Source organism: Flavobacterium lacus, from assembly GCF_003268815.1.
Classification (GTDB): Bacteria; Bacteroidota; Bacteroidia; order Flavobacteriales; family Flavobacteriaceae; genus Flavobacterium; species Flavobacterium lacus.
Map to the genome: position 1 here is coordinate 304,087 of NZ_QLSV01000001.1, position 18,289 is coordinate 322,375.

The 18,289-nt window shown below is 36.5% G+C and carries 14 protein-coding genes; 4 read left to right on the forward strand and 10 right to left on the reverse strand.

Going from position 1 to position 18,289, the window contains the following annotated elements; translation table 11 throughout:
- Positions 1-18: 18 nt before the first annotated feature.
- The 3 genes from B0I10_RS01405 to B0I10_RS01415 form a co-directional block, all read right to left on the reverse strand.
- Complete coding sequence (locus B0I10_RS01405; protein ID WP_112084692.1) at positions 19-2,286, reverse strand: aconitate hydratase; 2,268 nt, start codon at positions 2,284-2,286, stop codon at positions 19-21.
- A 247-nt stretch (positions 2,287-2,533) separates the two neighbouring features.
- A complete protein-coding gene (locus B0I10_RS01410) occupies positions 2,534-3,649 on the reverse strand; it encodes an acyltransferase family protein (RefSeq protein WP_112084693.1) in 1,116 nt (371 codons plus the stop codon).
- On the reverse strand, positions 3,624-4,769 hold the full coding sequence (locus B0I10_RS01415; protein ID WP_112084694.1) for an acyltransferase family protein: 1,146 nt from the start codon (positions 4,767-4,769) through the stop codon (positions 3,624-3,626). The genes B0I10_RS01410 and B0I10_RS01415 overlap by 26 nt, the downstream gene beginning before the upstream one ends.
- A gap of 22 nt (positions 4,770-4,791) precedes the next feature.
- Between B0I10_RS01415 and B0I10_RS01420 the strand changes: the two genes are divergently transcribed.
- Positions 4,792-5,931: a hypothetical protein gene (locus B0I10_RS01420; RefSeq protein ID WP_112084695.1), complete on the forward strand. Its 1,140-nt coding sequence runs from the start codon at positions 4,792-4,794 to the stop codon at positions 5,929-5,931.
- On the opposite strand, the gene B0I10_RS01425 is transcribed toward B0I10_RS01420, so the two are convergent.
- From B0I10_RS01425 to B0I10_RS01445, 5 genes are read right to left on the reverse strand one after another with little or no spacing between them, the layout of a single operon-like run.
- Entirely contained in the window at positions 5,932-7,053 is a 1,122-nt protein-coding gene (locus tag B0I10_RS01425) for an acyltransferase family protein (RefSeq protein WP_112084696.1), read from the reverse strand.
- A 24-nt stretch (positions 7,054-7,077) separates the two neighbouring features.
- Entirely contained in the window at positions 7,078-8,031 is a 954-nt protein-coding gene (locus B0I10_RS01430) for an AAA family ATPase (RefSeq protein ID WP_112084697.1), read from the reverse strand.
- 36 nt (positions 8,032-8,067) lie between these two features.
- A complete protein-coding gene (locus tag B0I10_RS01435; protein ID WP_245942926.1) occupies positions 8,068-9,480 on the reverse strand; it encodes a peptidylprolyl isomerase in 1,413 nt (470 codons plus the stop codon).
- Positions 9,464-10,315, reverse strand: coding sequence for a hypothetical protein (locus B0I10_RS01440; RefSeq protein WP_112084699.1), 852 nt, complete (start codon positions 10,313-10,315; stop codon positions 9,464-9,466). The genes B0I10_RS01435 and B0I10_RS01440 overlap by 17 nt, the downstream gene beginning before the upstream one ends.
- Positions 10,315-12,282 carry a peptidylprolyl isomerase gene (locus B0I10_RS01445; RefSeq protein ID WP_112084700.1) on the reverse strand — a complete coding sequence of 656 codons (1,968 nt, stop codon included), beginning with the start codon at positions 12,280-12,282 and terminating at the stop codon, positions 10,315-10,317. The genes B0I10_RS01440 and B0I10_RS01445 overlap by 1 nt, the downstream gene beginning before the upstream one ends.
- A gap of 187 nt (positions 12,283-12,469) precedes the next feature.
- Between B0I10_RS01445 and B0I10_RS01450 the strand changes: the two genes are divergently transcribed.
- The 3 genes from B0I10_RS01450 (at position 12,470) to B0I10_RS01460 (ending at position 15,180) form a co-directional block, all read left to right on the forward strand.
- The gene (locus tag B0I10_RS01450; RefSeq protein WP_112084701.1) at positions 12,470-14,059 is read left to right on the forward strand and encodes a peptide chain release factor 3; all 1,590 of its coding nucleotides are present in this window, start codon (positions 12,470-12,472) and stop codon (positions 14,057-14,059) included.
- Positions 14,060-14,168: 109 nt separating this feature from the next.
- The gene (locus B0I10_RS01455; RefSeq protein WP_112084702.1) at positions 14,169-14,381 is read left to right on the forward strand and encodes a hypothetical protein; all 213 of its coding nucleotides are present in this window, start codon (positions 14,169-14,171) and stop codon (positions 14,379-14,381) included.
- Between the two features lie 52 nt (positions 14,382-14,433).
- Entirely contained in the window at positions 14,434-15,180 is a 747-nt protein-coding gene (locus tag B0I10_RS01460) for a tyrosine-protein phosphatase (RefSeq protein WP_112084703.1), read from the forward strand.
- Here the strand turns inward: B0I10_RS01460 and B0I10_RS01465 are convergent.
- The gene (locus tag B0I10_RS01465) at positions 15,157-17,520 is read right to left on the reverse strand and encodes a GumC family protein (protein WP_112084704.1); all 2,364 of its coding nucleotides are present in this window, start codon (positions 17,518-17,520) and stop codon (positions 15,157-15,159) included. The genes B0I10_RS01460 and B0I10_RS01465 overlap by 24 nt on opposite strands.
- A 2-nt stretch (positions 17,521-17,522) precedes the next feature.
- Positions 17,523-18,278, reverse strand: a complete 756-nt coding sequence (locus tag B0I10_RS01470) for a polysaccharide biosynthesis/export family protein (protein WP_112084705.1) — start codon at positions 18,276-18,278, stop codon at positions 17,523-17,525.
- Positions 18,279-18,289: the final 11 nt, after the last annotated feature.

Here is an 18,289-nt window from a genome sequence, read left to right on the forward strand (position 1 = left end):
AAAATGGCATTTTAAAATTTAAGCTTTTCCGGCTGCGGCAATTAAATTTAAAGCAGATCCGGCAACAAACCATCCAATTTGGCTTTCGTTGTACGAATGATTAGCCATAATTACATCTTTGCTTCCATCAGCATGAACGAATTCTAAGGTTAATGGTTTTCCGGGCGTGAAACTGACTAAATCTATAAAATTGATGGTGTCGTTTTCTTGGATTTTGTCATAATCCGCTTCATTCGCAAAGGTTAACGCCAACATACCTTGCTTTTTCAAATTCGTTTCGTGAATACGAGCAAACGATTTTACTAAAACGGCTTTCACACCTAAGAAACGAGGTTCCATAGCCGCATGTTCTCTTGATGAACCTTCTCCGTAATTGTGATCGCCCACAACAATTGAAGGAACTCCCGCAGCTTTGTAAGCTCTTTGCACCGCCGGAACAGCATCGTAGTCTCCGGTTAATTGATTCTTCACAGAATTTGTTTTTTGATTAAACGCATTCACTGCTCCAATCAACATATTATTTGAAATATTGTCCAAATGACCACGGAATCGTAACCAAGGACCGGCCATCGAAATATGGTCGGTGGTACATTTTCCGAATGCTTTGATTAATAATTTAGCATTGGTAATATTTTTTCCATCCCAAGGTGAAAACGGCTCCAACAATTGTAAACGTTCCGAAGTTGGACTCACCGCTACTTGCACTCCGCTACCATCTTCGGCAGGAGCTTGATAACCCGGATCTTCGGCATCAAAACCTTTGGGAGGCAATTCGTCTCCGGTTGGTTCATCTAGTCTAACTTCTTCTCCGTCTTCATTAATTAAAGTATCAGTTAAAGGATTAAACCCTAAATCGCCGGCAATCGCCAAAGCAGTTACTAATTCCGGTGAACCAACAAAGGCTAACGTATTCGGATTGCCGTCGGCACGTTTAGAAAAGTTTCTGTTGAATGAATGAACGATAGTATTGCGTTCTTCTTTCTCTGCTCCTTCTCTATCCCACATTCCGATACAAGGTCCACACGCATTCGCAAAAACAGTGGCACCAATTTTATCAAAAATGTCAATAAATCCATCACGCTCAATCGTATAACGAACGGTTTCTGAACCGGGTGTAATAGTAAATTCAGCTTTTGTTTTTAAATTTTTATCAGAAACTTGTTTGGCTAAAGAAGCCGCACGAGCAATATCTTCATAAGAGGAATTAGTACACGAACCGATCAAACCTACTTCAATTTTTAAAGGCCAATTATTTTTGATGGCTTCCTCTTTCATTTTAGAAATGGGCGTAGCTAAATCCGGTGTAAAAGGTCCGTTTAAATGAGGTTCTAATTCCGATAAATTGATCTCAATCACTTGGTCAAAATACTGTTCAGGGTTAGCATATACTTCTGGGTCTGCCGTTAAATGTTGTGCTACTTTGTTGGCAGCATCAGCCACATCCGGTCGTCCGGTGGAACGCAAATAGCGGTCCATCGAAGCATCATAACCAAAAGTGGACGTGGTGGCACCAATTTCGGCACCCATGTTACAAATCGTCCCTTTTCCGGTACACGACATTGCCGTTGCACCTTCACCAAAATATTCAACAATAGCTCCGGTTCCTCCTTTTACAGTAAGAATGCCCGCTACTTTTAAAATGACATCTTTGGGAGCGGTCCAACCCGATAATTTTCCGGTTAGTTTGACTCCAATTAATTTTGGAAATTTCAATTCCCAAGCCATCCCTGACATTACATCCACGGCATCAGCACCACCTACTCCGATGGCCAACATCCCTAATCCACCTGCATTTACAGTGTGTGAATCGGTTCCAATCATCATCCCTCCCGGAAAAGCATAATTTTCTAACACCACTTGGTGAATAATTCCGGCTCCCGGTTTCCAAAATCCGATTCCGTATTTATCGGAAACCGAAGAAAGAAAATCAAAAACTTCATTACTTTGTTGCTTTGCACGAGCCAAATCGGTTTTTGCATCAACCTTGGCTTGAATCAAGTGATCACAATGAACCGTGGTTGGAACAGCTACTTTGCTTTTTCCGGCATGCATAAATTGCAATAAAGCCATTTGAGCAGTAGCATCCTGACACGCCACACGGTCCGGTGCAAAATCAACATAATCTTTTCCTCTCGTGAAGGCTTGGGTTGGAGTGCCTTCCCACAAATGAGAATATAAAATCTTTTCAGATAAGGTAAGAGGTCTTCCCACTAACGCACGTGCTTTTTCCACACGCTCGCCAAGTGTAGCATAGACCTTTTCAATCATTTCTATATCAAATGCCATAATAAATAAGTGTTATTTGTTTGTGGTGCGAATTTACGAAAACGTTAGAACATTGAAAAATTATTAGTGAAATATATCTTTTAGAAATCATTTTTTACAGAAATTCTATATTTTAGATATTATTTTCAACAAAAAGCAATATCAAGCCATTAAAATACAAATATGGCAAAATAAGAATCGTAAATTATCAATATCGTAAAATGAGTTATGAAAAAGTTCTTCAAATCAGTTCGTTTCGACTAGTTTTTTACCGATCACCTAATTTTCGAAGTGGGTTTTCGAAGAATTTATGCAATAAGCTAGCCAATAGCAATGTCAGTAGAAAATAACAAAGTGAATACAAATGCAATTGATTGATGGATAAATCATCCGTTGGGAAATAAAATTGAAGCAACTGAAGAAGTACGCCATAATGAAGCAAATAAATGGAATAGGAAATCACACTAATAAAAATAATCGGTTTTTGAAGAAAAGTAAATGTTGTCGATTTCCATTGTGATAAAATCGGAAGAAATAAGACACACAGCAACGAAGTCAGCGGTAAATAAAAAATGTTCCAAAAGTGAGGAAAACGATCAATCGTAAGTTGAAAAAACCCAACGCCAACAAACATAAATCCAAATAAAATTATTCCTAAAAAGGCAAAAGGGAAACGGATTTTTTTCCAAAAAGGTAAACGATGTAAGGAAAACCATGCCGCTAAAACGCCGATAAAAAAAGCATCCAAACGATAAATCACCAAAGCTTTTAGTGCTAAATTCCAATGATCTAAAGTTGTGTTTTGAGTTGTAAACGAATAGTAAATTTTGGTAAAAACAAAGAATAACGTTAGTCCCAATACGACTAAAAGAAAAAATAATGGTTTATTACTCGGCTTCACTAGGGCTGTTTTAAGATAAAGAGCAACGAGAAGTAACAAAAACGCAAACACACCAATTGCAACAGGCCAGGATTCCGGAAAAAATGGCAACATCGATGAATTAAAATTTTGAAGAAAGAAGAAGTATGTCCACCAATCGGCAACGGTAAACCCAACAATAAAACCAATGATGATGTTTAAAATCAAAACTAAATAATAGTTCGGTAAAATTCGAAAGCTTCTTCGTTTGAGAAACCCTAGTACCTTTTTAATCGAAAAATCATCGTCAACATAAAGTTGAAAAAGCATCCTTCCCACCAAAAAACCGCTTAAAACAAAAAAAACTTCTACTCCAAAAAAACCGAAAAATAGCCCAACTTGATAAATCAAACTTTGACTAGGCGGATAAATCGATAAACAATGTCCGAACAAGACCATCAAAATGGCGATGGTTCGCATGAAATCCAAACCAAAAATGTTATCGTTGAAAGATTTTTTTTCCATTTAGTTTAAAATTAGACACTCTGAAAGTATTGATTGGTTTTTCAAAATAAGTATAAAAAAAATAACCCAACGTAAACGTAATCAGCAGATAAACTAGTGTAAAGATATGCAATTGAAGCAGTGAAAAAGTACTCGTATCGATAAAATACTTCATCAAAAACAGCACAATACTGTAATGAATCAGATAAACAGCATAGGATAAATTACACAAAAAAGTAACTAGTTCACTGAGTTTGTCCGAAGCTTTGTCCCACAAAAGTAAGGCGGGCAAAAAACACAAAACACTCATTGAAATAAAAGGCAACGCAACAATATTCCAAAACCAAGCGACTGCATTGAGATTAAAAAACAAGAGGAAGAACACAAAAATGGTCATCAGCAAAATGCCCAACCAAAAAAACAATGAACTGTTGTGTTGAAAAAACGATTTATATTCGGCATAATAATACCCAAACCAAATGCCAAACATAACCGAATCAATTCTGTAAACAACAACCGAACGAACTTCCGCCGTCCATTGTTGCAAAGAAAAATTCGGATTTTCGATATGGTAAATAATTTTCAAAACCACAGAAAATAGCAATAAACCATAGACAATCGATAAAAAAAATGTTTTTCGAAAGTTCAAAGTGACCTGTTTCGCAAAAGCAAAAAGAATAAGTACAACCAAAACATAACTCAATTCTTTAATCGGTAAACTCCAAGATTCCGGAAACAAGGTCGGAATTGGGGTTGAAAAATTCTGAATAAACAGAAAATACTTCCACCAATTAGGAATGGAAAATCCGACAAGAAGAGCAATAAATATGTTGATAAGCAGAATGAGATAGTAGCTTGGTAAAATTCTGAATAATCGTCTTTTTACAAAATTGCCAACTTCTTTAAACGTGTATTGCTGGGTCAAAAACTGTTTTAAAATAATGCTTCCTACCAAATAACCGCTCAACATTAAAAACAGCTCAATGCCAATTAAACCGGAGAAATCTTGCATCTTTCCAACTAGGCCTTCCGATTGATAAATCCACGAAATATGGGAGAAAAGCACCAACAAAATGGACAATGACCTGAGAAAATCCAATCCGAAAATTCTTTTCGACGCAACAATTTGATAATCAATCATAGAAATACTTAAATTTGCGGATATGCGAAGAACAAAGATATATAAAATTTTAGCACTGCTACTGCTTCTATCAATTGTGGGAGGATTGATTTGGTATGCACAATTATCCAACCGCCACAAGGCAATCGTGAAGACAACGTTGTTACACAAAACGGGTTTGGTTGATAACGATTGGCAAGTGGAAAATAGTTCAAAAGAGTATAAAATGCTATCGCCAACGTTTATTGTTGACGATATTTACAAATCAATGGAAGGGCCAAAAGCATCCAATTATGTCATGCTTGCGCAGGATTCGACTTTGTTGTGGATAACCGGATTTAAAGTGGTGGCTCAAGATGCAAAAACCGGCGAAAAAATGTCGAATGATTTTATTTGTCACATGAATGTGGATATAAATGATTCGAAATATTATTCCAATTTTGGATTAGAAGATCGCATTGGCAAACAATATCCAAGACTAACTTCGCTTTCGCATGGCATGGAAAATTTTGATTTTCCGGAAGGTTTTGGCGTACCGATGAAAGGAAATGATTTACTTTTTGTGACTACGCAAACGCTGAATCACAACATAAAAGAAGCGTATTATAAAGTGAAGCACAAAGTTTCTATCACCTATCAAGAAGATAAAAACATCAAACCGTTAATGAGTAAAACGGCTTTCATCATGTTACCGTATGACAAATATGACCCGTATAAAAGTCCAACCGATCCGGGTGCCGATTTTTGCATTCCCGTAGAAACCAAAAACCACAGTTATGACGATGGAAGTGGGAACAAATTATCCGGACATTGGGTGATACCAACAGGAAAAAATACCTATCGAAGTGGAATTAATCATCAATTAGAAATCAAAGACAGCTTGCGATTGCATGCGGCTGCCATTCACGTTCATCCGTTTGCCACGCGAATTATGTTGTTGAATAAAACAACACAAAAACCGGTGTTTGTGAGCGAAGTTACCAACCATAAAAACAGTATTGGCTTAACCAATATTGAAAATTTTACTTCTAAAGAAGGCATTTGGTTGTATGCAAATCAGGAATATGAAATTGTGTTGGAAGTAAACAATACCTCAAAAGAAGACCAAGATATGATGGGAAGTATGTTTTTGTTTTTTTATGATAAAGAAATGGATGAGATAGTGAATTCGAAATTTAAATAATTATTTTCTGTCTCGTAAATTAGTCATTGGTTTTTCAAAAAAGCGATACAATAAATACGAGAAAACCAGTATTAACAACCAATACGTTAAAGTGTAAACTAATAACGGAATCCCGGTTAAATGGTCAGAAGGAAAAACAACTTTCATACTGTGCAAAATGATAGTGTAATGTAAAAGATAGATGCTGTACGACAAAAGACTCAATAAAGTAATAATCTTTAAAACCCATAGCGATTGAATTTTAATCGTAAACAAAAAAGGCATCAAACAACAAATGGCAACGGAATTCAGCGATAAGTAAAAGATATTGAAAAAACCCGGATTGCTTTCAAACGAAATTCCCCAATAGAAAATAAAAAGGTGAAGCGTGAATATTCCAAACATACCAATTGTAAACAGCAACTTACTAACCGTTAGATTGATTGGAAAATTTACATAAAGGTAAAAAGCCAAAAAACCATAATAAATAGCATCCAATCGATAGACCGATACTTTTCTGAGGTTTTCGTTCCACTCGTAAAGAGAAGCCAATTCATGCGTTGAATGGAACCAAAATCGGATTAAAATCACAACGGCTATGATAAAACACGTTACCCATAAAAAAAGCTTTTTTCGATTCAATTTTGGAAAAAAGCGAATCAATAAATAAAGCAAAACCGGCCCGAGAATATAGCAAAACTGCTCCACCGATAAACTCCAAGATATTCGTGAAAAGTCGGGAGAATGAGAGAAAAAGTTTTGTAGATAAACGAAATACAATCCAATCTTTTCAGGGATTTTCCCGTAGATTAAATACCAAAGAAGGAGGTTAATCAACAGAACAAGATAGTAATTGGGAAGTGTTCTAAACCATCTTCGTTTCCAGAATTCACGCACATCGTTGAATGAAAAGTCATCCTTTTGAATGATTCGGTAAATGATTTTTCCAATCAAAAAACCACTGATGACAAAAAAAATTTCCACACCAATGGTTGGTGTAAAATTCATGAACCATTTAATGTAAGGATGATAATGTTCACTAATCCATAACGAATGTGAAAAAACGACCAAAGAAATGGCTATTGCTCGAGCTAAATCTAACCCGGGAACTCTTTTTTTCAGCTCGATGTTGAGTCCCAACATGTATAAATAGTTTGGGTGGGTTTATTAGTATAACTTTTCAATTATTTTTTCAATCGTGAGTCCTTCGGCATCGGCTTTGTAGTTTTTAACGACACGGTGACGCAGAATTCCTTCGGCTACAGCCTTAACATCTTCAATATCCGGAGAAAATTTCCCGTTAAAAGCAGCATGAGCTTTGGCTGCTAAAATTAGGTTTTGAGAAGCTCTTGGTCCTGCACCCCAATCGATGTAATTTTTAATAAAGTCGGTGGCTAAATTACTGTCGGGACGTGTTTTGGTCACCAACGTAACAGCGTATTCAATAACGTTATCAGCAACCGGAATTCGTCGAATCAAATGTTGAAAATCGATAATTTCTTGGGCGGTAAATAAGGGATTAACCTGTGGCTTATGATAAGAAGTAGTGCTTTTCACCACTTCAACCTCTTCCGCAAACGAAGGATAATCCAATTTAATAGAAAACATAAAACGGTCTAACTGAGCCTCAGGTAACGGATAGGTTCCCTCCTGCTCAATTGGGTTTTGAGTAGCCAAAACAAAATACGGCAAACTCAATTTATAGTTATGTCCGGCAATCGTAACAGCACGCTCCTGCATGGCTTCCAACAAAGCCGCTTGGGTTTTGGGTGGCGTACGGTTAATTTCATCAGCCAAAATAATATTGGAAAAAATCGGTCCTTTGATGAATTTGAAGGTGCGGTTTTCATCTAAAATTTCACTTCCTAAAATATCAGATGGCATTAAATCCGGCGTAAACTGAATCCGTTTAAAATCCAATCCCAATGCCTGAGCAATGGTATTCACCATCAATGTTTTGGCCAAACCCGGAACACCCACCAAAAGGGCGTGACCTCCGGAAAAAATACTCAGCAAGATCTGATCAACCACTAGGTCTTGACCAACAATAATTTTCGAAATTTCTTGTTTTAAGTCCTTTCTTTTTTGAACTAAATTTTGAACTGCAGTTACATCAGACATAATGAGAGTAGTATAGATTTGAGAAATTCGATAAAATTATTTTTTTAACCAGTTATTCATAAACTGGCAATTTCGGTATTCGCCGTTAATTTTGATATAGGTTTCTAAGATTTTTTCATTCGACCATTTGCCTATGGCCTCAAATTGTTTTTCTTTTAAAGCTAACTCTTTGATTTTGATGTAATCCGTGGCGTAATCGGCGGTGTGCGAATCAATACGATTGGTAACCATCAGTAATTTATAACTTTTTTTCCCGGTTGGATCTTCGTCCAAAATAGGGACAGAAACCTCTTTCTCTTTTAAGTTAGAAACCTGACCGTATAAGGTGGGATCCATTTTGGTTAATTCAAATCTGGAATCCATGGTTTTCGGATTTAACAAGATACCACCATTTGCTTTGGTTTCTTTTTCATCCGACATGCTTCGGGCGGCATCAGCAAAAGTTAATTCACCATCCATAATTCGCTGACGAATTAATTGTGCTCGATCTTTAGCCTCTTTTAAAGCTTCATCGGTCACTTTAGGTGTGAGCAAAATGTGTCTTAAATCGACTTCTTGTCCTCTAATTTTTTCGACTAAAATAATATGATAACCAAACTCGGTTTCAAAAGGTTTCGAAATTTCACCTTCATTTAAACTGAAGGCCACTTCTTTAAATTCTTTGACAAACTGTGTTTTCCGATTCATTTTATAAAAACCACCACTTGACCGCGACCCGGGGTCTTCAGAATACAGAACAGCACGTGTTCTAAAACTTGACCCGTTGACCAATACATCGTTTCTAATTTCATTCAGCTTATCAATTACTTTTTGCTTTTCTACCTCCGACATTTTGGGTTTGATAACAATCTGAGAAACTTCCATTTCTGCTCCAAAAGTGGGTAAATCCTCCTTCGGTATTTTTCTAAAATAAGTGCGGACTTCCTCCGGAGTGATTTCAACTTCCTCTACAACCTTATTTCGCATTTCAGTAGAAAGTTTGTTTTGCTTTAACACATCAAAAAAGAACGATTTAAAATCTTCTTCACTCTTTTTATTGTAAAACTTCAACATTTTTTCCATCGAACCAATTTGACCAAGCATATAAGCAATTCGCTCTTCCATCATATTATTGATTTCTGAATCCTTAACCACAATCGTACTGTCCTGTAAGGCTTGATGAGCATACAAACGATCTTCCATCAATTTGCCCATCAATTCACAGCGTGAAACGTTTTCTACAGAAATACCTTGACTCGAAAGTTCTACGTACTCCATATCAATATCAGAATCCAAAATAATATACTCGCCTACTGTGGCTACAATACCATCAATTTTTTTTCTTTTAAAAGGCTGCACAGAGTCCTTCTTAGCAGGAGTAGCTTCTACAATTAGTTCTTGAGCAAAACTGGAAAATGCAAATGAGACCAAGAGAATAAAGGCTATGGCAATTTTATTTATAAATTTCATATTTGTTGTTTTTAATGGCATCATCAGTGATGTCCTTCTCAAATTTTTTAATTAAATCTAGTTTTCTTTTATTTATGATTAATTCCTTTATGGTTGGTTTTACGTATTCAAACGGACTAACTTCATTCTTATCGATGACACTTCTAATTTTTACAAAATAGACATTAAGTGAATCCGGTTGCTGAATTGCTTTTCCTTCCACAATATAATTTTCTCTGTTGTCTGGTGTAATAAACGGCAATTTTCTGTAAATCTGATTCATTTCTACCCAAACCGAATCATTTAAAGCTGAACTTTTAAACTGCAATTGATAGGTTTCCCAAAATTTCGCATCACTTTTTTTAGCATCAAAAAACTTACCTTTTATCAATTCAAACTTCGGATGATCTTTTGGCAAATTAATGTATCGCAACTTTATTAACGAACCATTTGTTCTAAAATTATCTTTGTTTTCGTCATAGTACAATTTGATTTCCGCATTCAAAACCACTGTATCTACTTCTCTACGCACAATTTGCTCCAAGTAAGCCTTGGTATACAAATCAACTTTATATTGTTGTATGAGTACATCAAATTCTTCTTGCTGCTCCTTATCGATATTAAGTTCTGCTGCTTTAATCAGCAACTTTTGTGTGGCCCATCGATCAATAAAATTATGAACAATAGATATACTGTCTGCACTGGAGGTGCCCTCAGGAACCAAATCCCGCAAATCACTTTTAAATAAATACGTATCACCCACTCGAGCCACAGCTTGCGGTTTCTCTTCCGGCTTAAAATAAGAACAGGAAATAAAAACAAAATAAAGCAGTGCTATAGCCGGCAATCGATTCATTACTTATTAATTTGTTTTTTAACCGCCTGAAATACAGCTTGGTCGATCACAACCTGAAACTCCTGCTTCAAATTGGAAACCCAATTCTCTTCCAAATACTGCTGGTAATCATTGATTACTCTTCCTTTGCACTCTTCCAAAAGCTTCGCACCGGCTTCTTTAACCTCGTTAACTTGAACAACATAATGATAGTTGCCTTCTTTTACCACCTCCGAAAGTCCTTTACGAAAAGGAATGGTTTTAGGTAAGGCATCATTGCCCTCTTCAAAAATCCCGGAAGTCGCCATAACGTTAATAACACCATCGGTATTTAAAGCCGATTTAATCTCGTCTGCTGTTTTTCCTTGTTTAATCAATTTATGTGCTTTTTTAGCCATATCGGCCTTGGTAGACGAAATAATAACAACATCATACCGTTTCTTCCACATATATTTTCCTGCATTAGCTTCATGAAATGCCGCTAACCCTAAAGTATCAGTCTTAGATTTTTCCCAGATTTCTTTTTCCATCAAATCAAAAAGCAGTAAACCATCACGGTATTCTTCCATAACAGCGGCAAAATCAGGAAATTCACTTTCTAAACTTTCATTATAATGTTGATTCAATTGTACATCAAGAAACGCTGAATAATGAAAATCCACCAATTTTGATGTGGGTTTGGGTTGATTTGGATTTTTTTGTTGAGAATGAAGGTAAGTTAAAAATTGTACCCCCGTGACGTTAGCCTTTCCAAAGGAAATAAATTCACCTTCAAATGCTTTTGTATCGGTTGGCAATTCCCATGTTAATTGATAATACTGATCGGTTACAACCTTTTTAATTTTAGCATACATCGATTCATTGCGTTTAACCGTATACTTAGCCCTTAATTTTTCGTTCAACGATTCCGTGATTTTTCTGGAACGCTCATCACGGCTTATTTTACTTTCCATGTCTGCTTTAGCTTCCTCAAATGTCTTAACAGGATGCTTTTCAATCAATTTCATAATATGCCATCCAAATTGGGTTTGAAAGGGCTTAGAAATTTCATTCGGCTGTGCTAAAGAAAAAGCAATCGTTTCAAATTCTTCTGAACTCAATTGACCGGAACCAAAACGATTTAAAACACCTCCCTTGGCAGAAGAGGATTTGTCTTGCGAAAATTGCTTTGCCAACGCTTCAAACTCTTCACCTTGCTGAATTTTAGTATAAATTTCGTTGATGGTCGTTTTATTTTTTTCTGCTTCTTCTGTATTTTCCTCCGCTGGATTCATCAACATGATATGGGCAACGGTGACATCTCCTCTGTTGTTGCGAATGTCGTTTACCTTAATTAAATGATAACCAAATCGGGTTCGCACCGGCTTTGAAACCTCTCCTACTTTCGTGTTGTAAGCCGCTGATTCAAAAGAATAAACCATGCGAAAGGCAGAAAAATAACCCAAATCACCTTTGTTTTCTTTCGCACTGGGGTCTTGCGAATACTGCTGAGCCAAAACGCCAAAATCTTCTCCGTTATCGGCACGTTTTTTTAACTCCAAAATTTGTTTATACACCGCCAACGTATCTTCCGGTTGAGCATTTTCGTCCAGAGTCAACAAAAGGTGGGAAGCCTTTATCTCTTTTAAAGAACGGGCATAACCTTCTTCCAACAATTCTTTGGTAACGTTAGAATCGGTTAAATAATTTTTAGAAAGTTGAGTGCGATACGACTTTAATTCGTTTTGATACTTGGTGTTGTTTTGCAAACCGAGTTGATTCGCCTTATTAATTTTTAATTTATAACCCACAAAAAGTTCTAAATAATGATCCAAATCTTTTTGCGATTCGTCTTTCACCAAATCTAAGTTTTTGTTGTAAACACGAACAAATTCATCGGTGTAATACGGCTTTTCATCAACGGTAAAGAGTACTTCTTTGGTTGATTGAGCAAACCCAAAAAAGGAAAAAAGAACCAAAATTCCCAAACAAAAATGTCTTTTATTCATTTTCAAAATAATTTAAAGTAAAAGGTAGAGCATTGAGCAATGGTTTGATGCATTGCAACTCACAAAATTAACAATTCAGATACATTATACAAGAATAGAGGCTACTATTAACAAAAATTTATTAACGAAAAATGTTTATACTTTTTTGGCTAAGAAATAGTATTTTTGCAAACCTTTAAAAAGAGATATGAGTTTTATAGAAGAAATCAAACGGCGAAGAACATTTGGAATTATTTCGCATCCCGATGCCGGAAAAACAACCTTAACCGAAAAACTGCTGCTTTTTGGTGGTGCAATCCAAGAAGCCGGTGCAGTTAAAAATAATAAAATTAAAAAAGGAGCAACTTCCGATTTTATGGAAATTGAACGCCAGCGTGGAATTTCTGTAGCTACATCGGTACTTGCTTTTAATTATAAAGACAAAAAAATCAACATCCTCGACACGCCCGGTCACAAAGATTTTGCCGAAGATACCTTTAGAACACTAACCGCGGTTGACAGTGTAATTGTAGTAATCGACGTAGCAAAAGGGGTGGAAGAACAAACCGAAAAGCTGGTGGAGGTCTGCCGTATGCGGAACATTCCCATGATTGTGTTCATCAACAAAATGGACCGCGAAGGAAAAGATGCCTTTGATTTGATGGACGAAGTAGAACAAAAACTTAAACTGAGAGTAACACCGTTGAGCTTTCCAATCGGAATGGGCTACGATTTTCAAGGAATTTATAACCTATGGGAAAAGAACATCAACCTTTTTAGTGGCGATAGTAGAAAAAATATCGAAGACACCATTGCCTTTTCAGACATCAATAATCCGGAATTAGATAAAATTGTAGGCGAAAAAGCGGCAATCAAATTAAGAGAAGAATTAGAATTGATAGACGAAGTATACCCCCCTTTTTCAAGAGAAGAATATTTACAAGGCGATTTGCAACCCGTATTCTTTGGTTCAGCGTTAAATAATTTTGGCGTTCGCGAATTACTGGATTGCTTTATAGAAATTGCTCCCTCTCCCCGACCCAAAGAATCAGACACTCGCTTGGTGCAACCAACGGAGCAAAAAATGGCGGGATTTGTGTTTAAAATCCATGCCAACATGGACCCTAAACACCGTGACAGATTGGCTTTCATTAAAATTGTTTCGGGAACATTTGAACGAAACAAACCTTATTCGCATGTGCGATTGAATAAAAGTCTAAAATTTTCGAGTCCAAATGCTTTTTTTGCCGAGAAAAAAGAAATTGTCGACATCTCCTATCCGGGTGATATCGTGGGCTTACACGACACCGGAAACTTTAAAATCGGTGACACCTTAACCGAAGGCGAAATAATGAACTTTAAAGGAGTACCGAGTTTTTCACCGGAACACTTTCGATACATCAACAATGCCGACCCCATGAAAGCAAAGCAATTGGAAAAAGGAGTAGACCAATTAATGGACGAAGGCGTTGCCCAGTTGTTTACACTCGAAATGAACAACCGTAAAATTATCGGAACGGTGGGAGCACTTCAATACGAAGTGATTCAATACCGATTAGAACACGAATACGGAGCGAAATGTTCGTACGAAAACTTTCCGGCACACAAAGCTTGTTGGATAAAACCACAAGACCCTAAAAGTGAAGAATTTGCAGAGTTTAGAAGAATCAAACAAAAGTTTTTGGCACACGACAAATACGGTCAATTGGTTTTTTTAGCCGATTCTGAATTTACCATTCAAATGACCCAAAACAAATTTCCAAACGTCAAAATGTTTTTTACCTCCGAAATGGAATAAATCCAATGTGAACATAGAATTAATTTTACAGCATTTTTTAACAAAAAGTGCATTTCATCGTTGTTTTTAAAAAATGATTTCTATATTTGCACCTTATTAAAGTTGGTTTATGAAAAGTATTTACAAAATTTACATCATTACGTTTTTATTATTGTCTGATTTCGTGCTTTTCGCCCAACCGGGTGACGATGACGGAAGTGGTGGACTAGAGGGCGACGATACGCCTGCAGCCCCTATTGACGGGAAACTAATATGGTTAGCAATAGTAAGTATTTTGTTCGCATTTTATTATTTGAACAAGAGAGCTCAAAAAGCAGAATAATATAAACCCCTCACAAAGGGGTTTTTTTATAACTAGTCCTAATTTTTTTATTTTGATTTTCTTCAGTAAAAAAAAATCGTTCCTCAAAGACTTAATTCCTGATAATTTTATCGACATTCATTCACACCTCATTCCCGGAATCGATGATGGGGCAAAAACGGATGAAGAGGCTTTAAAATTAATAACAGAATTAGAAAAAATTGGTTTCAAACAATTCATCACCACTCCCCACATCATTCACGGAGTTTGGAACAATACCCACGAGATAATCAAAGAGGGAGAAAAAGCATTAAATGATTTTTTAATAGAAAAGGCACCGCAAAATAAAATCAAAGCAGCGGCAGAATACATGATGGATTCGTACTTCATGGAACGGCTACAGAATGAAAAATTATTGACGCTCAAAGACGCCTATATTCTGGTAGAAATGTCTTATTTAAATCCTCCAATACAACTAATGGAGATAGTATTTGAAATACAAGTAGCAGGTTACAAACCGATTCTAGCCCACCCGGAACGCTACCTATTCTACCATGAAAACTTCGATGCCTATTACAAACTAAAAAAAGCGGGCTGCCTACTCCAGCTAAACTTACTTTCAGTAACCGGTTACTATGGCGAAAGTGTCGCAAAAACAGCACAAAAGTTAGTAACCAACAACATGATTGACTTCGTTGGTTCAGATGTGCACCACCTCAACCATGTGCAAAGTTTCGAAAACCGATTGGTAATCAAAGAGGAAGACGCTTTAAAAGAAGCAATCCGTAACAATCAGCTATTTGGACTTGAACGTAAATAGTCGTTTATACCACGGGGCAACCTCCGTTTCAGCTCCGTACCCATACCCGTACCCATACCCATACCCGTACCCATACCCATATGTTTTTTTCCAATCGGTATCATTCAGTACAATAGCCATATTAGGTAATTTCTTTTCTTTATAAAGGCTCTCGGCAAATTTCAACATACGTTTATCTAAATAATTGGCACGCATAACATAAATAAAAGCATCGGCGTTTTTAGCAACCAACAGAGTGTCCGTAACCATACTCACCGGAGCAGTATCAACAACAATATAATCATACTCCTTTTTCAATTGTTCAAACAACGAACTCAATTTATCATTCATTAACAATTCCACTGGATTGGGCGGGATAACACCGGAAGGCAAAGCATAAAAATTTTCGTAACCGTCTAACTTCACGATATACTCATGAATATCAGCAGTATTCTTCGTAAGATAGTTCGTCAATCCTTTGGATGGCAAATCAACATATTGCTCTAATTTCGGATTTCGAATATCTAAACCAATCAACAAAACGCGTTTACTCGACAAGGCAATGGTAGTAGCTAAATTAATAGAGACAAACGTTTTTCCCTCCTTCGGAATGGAAGAAGTAACAAAAATAGTTTTGCATTTATCCTCCGGAACATGGGATAAAATGAATTCTAAATTCGTACGGACAATGCGTATAGCTTCAGCCGAACTGGAGCGACTGTTCGCCTTGATAATCTGATCACTGGTGTCCGATTTAGGAATATCCCCCAAAATAGGGATGGAAACTTTCCCCTCAATATCTTGACGAGTTTTAATTTTAGTATCCAAAAGGAATAGCAAATAGATAATACCAAACGGAATCAGTAAACCAACCACGATGGCTCCTAAATAAAAAATATTTCGATTTAATGAAACTTGTCCGGTGGCATAAGCTGAATCAATAACTTTAGCTTTTGGAGAAGTAACAGCAAGCGAAATAGCAGTCTCCTCACGCTTTTGAAGTAAATACAAATAAAGTGATTCTTTAATTTGCTGCTGTCTGGATATACCTTTAAAAATTCGGTCAATAGTTGGCACGCGACCAACTTTGCTATTATATCGGTTTTCTTGACGAGCCAAATTATTTTTAGTGATACGAAGCGAAGCCAACTGACTTTTTAAGCCGTCAACAATACTCGACCTTAAACCGTCTAATTGATTATCAATATTTTTTACTTGCGGATTTGAAATTGTGCCGCTTTTAAGCAAACGTTGTCGCTCAAGAATCAATTTGTTATGCTGTTCAATTAGTCCTGCAGCAGAATTGTTTGGCAAATAGATGGTGGGAATCAATTCCTGCGATGCTGATGTTGAAACAGATCGTAGTAGTTCATTTACTATACTAATATCAGTTTCAGTGGCCACAACGGACCGCTCATACTCAGCGGCACTGCTTAAACTTAACGTAGCATCCTCCTCTAAATTAGTTAAGCGGTTATCCTTTTTAAAAGCCTCGGCATTTTTTTCTACCCCTTCTAATTCTGATGTTATGATTTCTAACCGCTCATTAATAAATTTTTCAGTCGATTTAGCAATTTGATTTCGATCAGCTACAGCATCCTCATTGTATTTTTGAATCAACATGTTTATATAATCAATTCCCTTTTGCTCAACTTTATCTACAATGTTTAATTGAATAACATTGGTTTTGTCCTGATTCAAAATCTGCACGCGATTGCTGTATTCATTCGCTTTGTTCATTAACTTCGATTTGATGACAAAAACATCATTGTCAAAATTTTTAAAATCAGTAACTTTTTCAACAATAAAACTACCTAAGTTGGTCGTGATTAATTGCCCGTAGGTGTACTCACTACCATTTGATTTGGCAAAGTCAGAAAGTTTAAACTTTTCATTAGAAAGCGGAGAAACAACAAACGAAGTGTCAATCAAATTGTATCGCTCAGACTTGTCTTGAAATACAATCCGTAAAGGCAAATCCTTATACAATTCTGGATTAATCACCCGTCCTTCAACATAATAAGTCAAATCCAAACCCAGTTCTTCAACAACACTTTGTGAGAGTGATTTAGATTTTAATATCGCTATTTCATTGTCCACATTGTTCTTGCCGGCAAAAATATTCAAATCACTAAAAGCAGAAAGCTCACTGGAACCGCCTTTTTTCTCATCCTTAATCAATATCGTCGCGTTAACGCCATACTGTGGAACAGAATAACGTAAATAAAAATAAACCCCTATTAAACTAAGCATGACGCCTAGTACAAACCATTTCCAATACGACAAATAAATAAATACTTGTTCTTTAATGTCAACGCTATTTTGAGTTGAATCAGCGGTAGGTAAAGGAGAATTTTGCATAGTTATCGAGTGGCTAGGATGGTGATTGTGAGTAACAAACTGATGACTGATAAAGTAATAGGAAGATTGGCGCCAACAACCGAGGATTCAGGTTTAGTGAACCGCGGTTCAACAATAATCAAATCATTTTGTTTCAAATAATAAATAGGCGATTTGAGTACTTCAGAATCCGTTAAGTTAACACGGTAATACGATTTAATACCCGATTCCTCTCTAACCACTAACACGTTCTCACGGTTGGCAACAGGTGTTAAATCACCGGCTTGAGCCAACGCTTCCATAATAGTTAAACGATCTGAATTGATTGTAAAATTACCCGGGCTTTTCACTTCGCCCATTACCGTCACTTTAAAGTTGATGACTCTTACCATAAGAATTGGATCTTTTAAATATTCTTCCAATTTAATTTTTAAAAAATCATGCAACTCCGTCTTGGTCAAACCAGCAACTTTGACAGAACCAATAATAGGCAAGCTAATATACCCTTGATTATCAACCAAATAACTACTGTACTGAACAGCATTACCTGCAGCAGTCTGCTGAACAGCTCCCCCGAAATTAAAAGGAGCAGCTGCTTCCATAGATTCTGACGATACATTGATATAAATCAAATCATCCAATTGGATTTTAGGCTCATAGTTCACAACCTCAGAAGTGGCAGTTTGCTCAATCCCCTGCAGATAAATCATTTTTTGCTTAGAAGCACAAGAGGTCATCAAAACAACAACACCCAAGTAGTATAAAAAATTAACTTTCATAAATAGTGTAA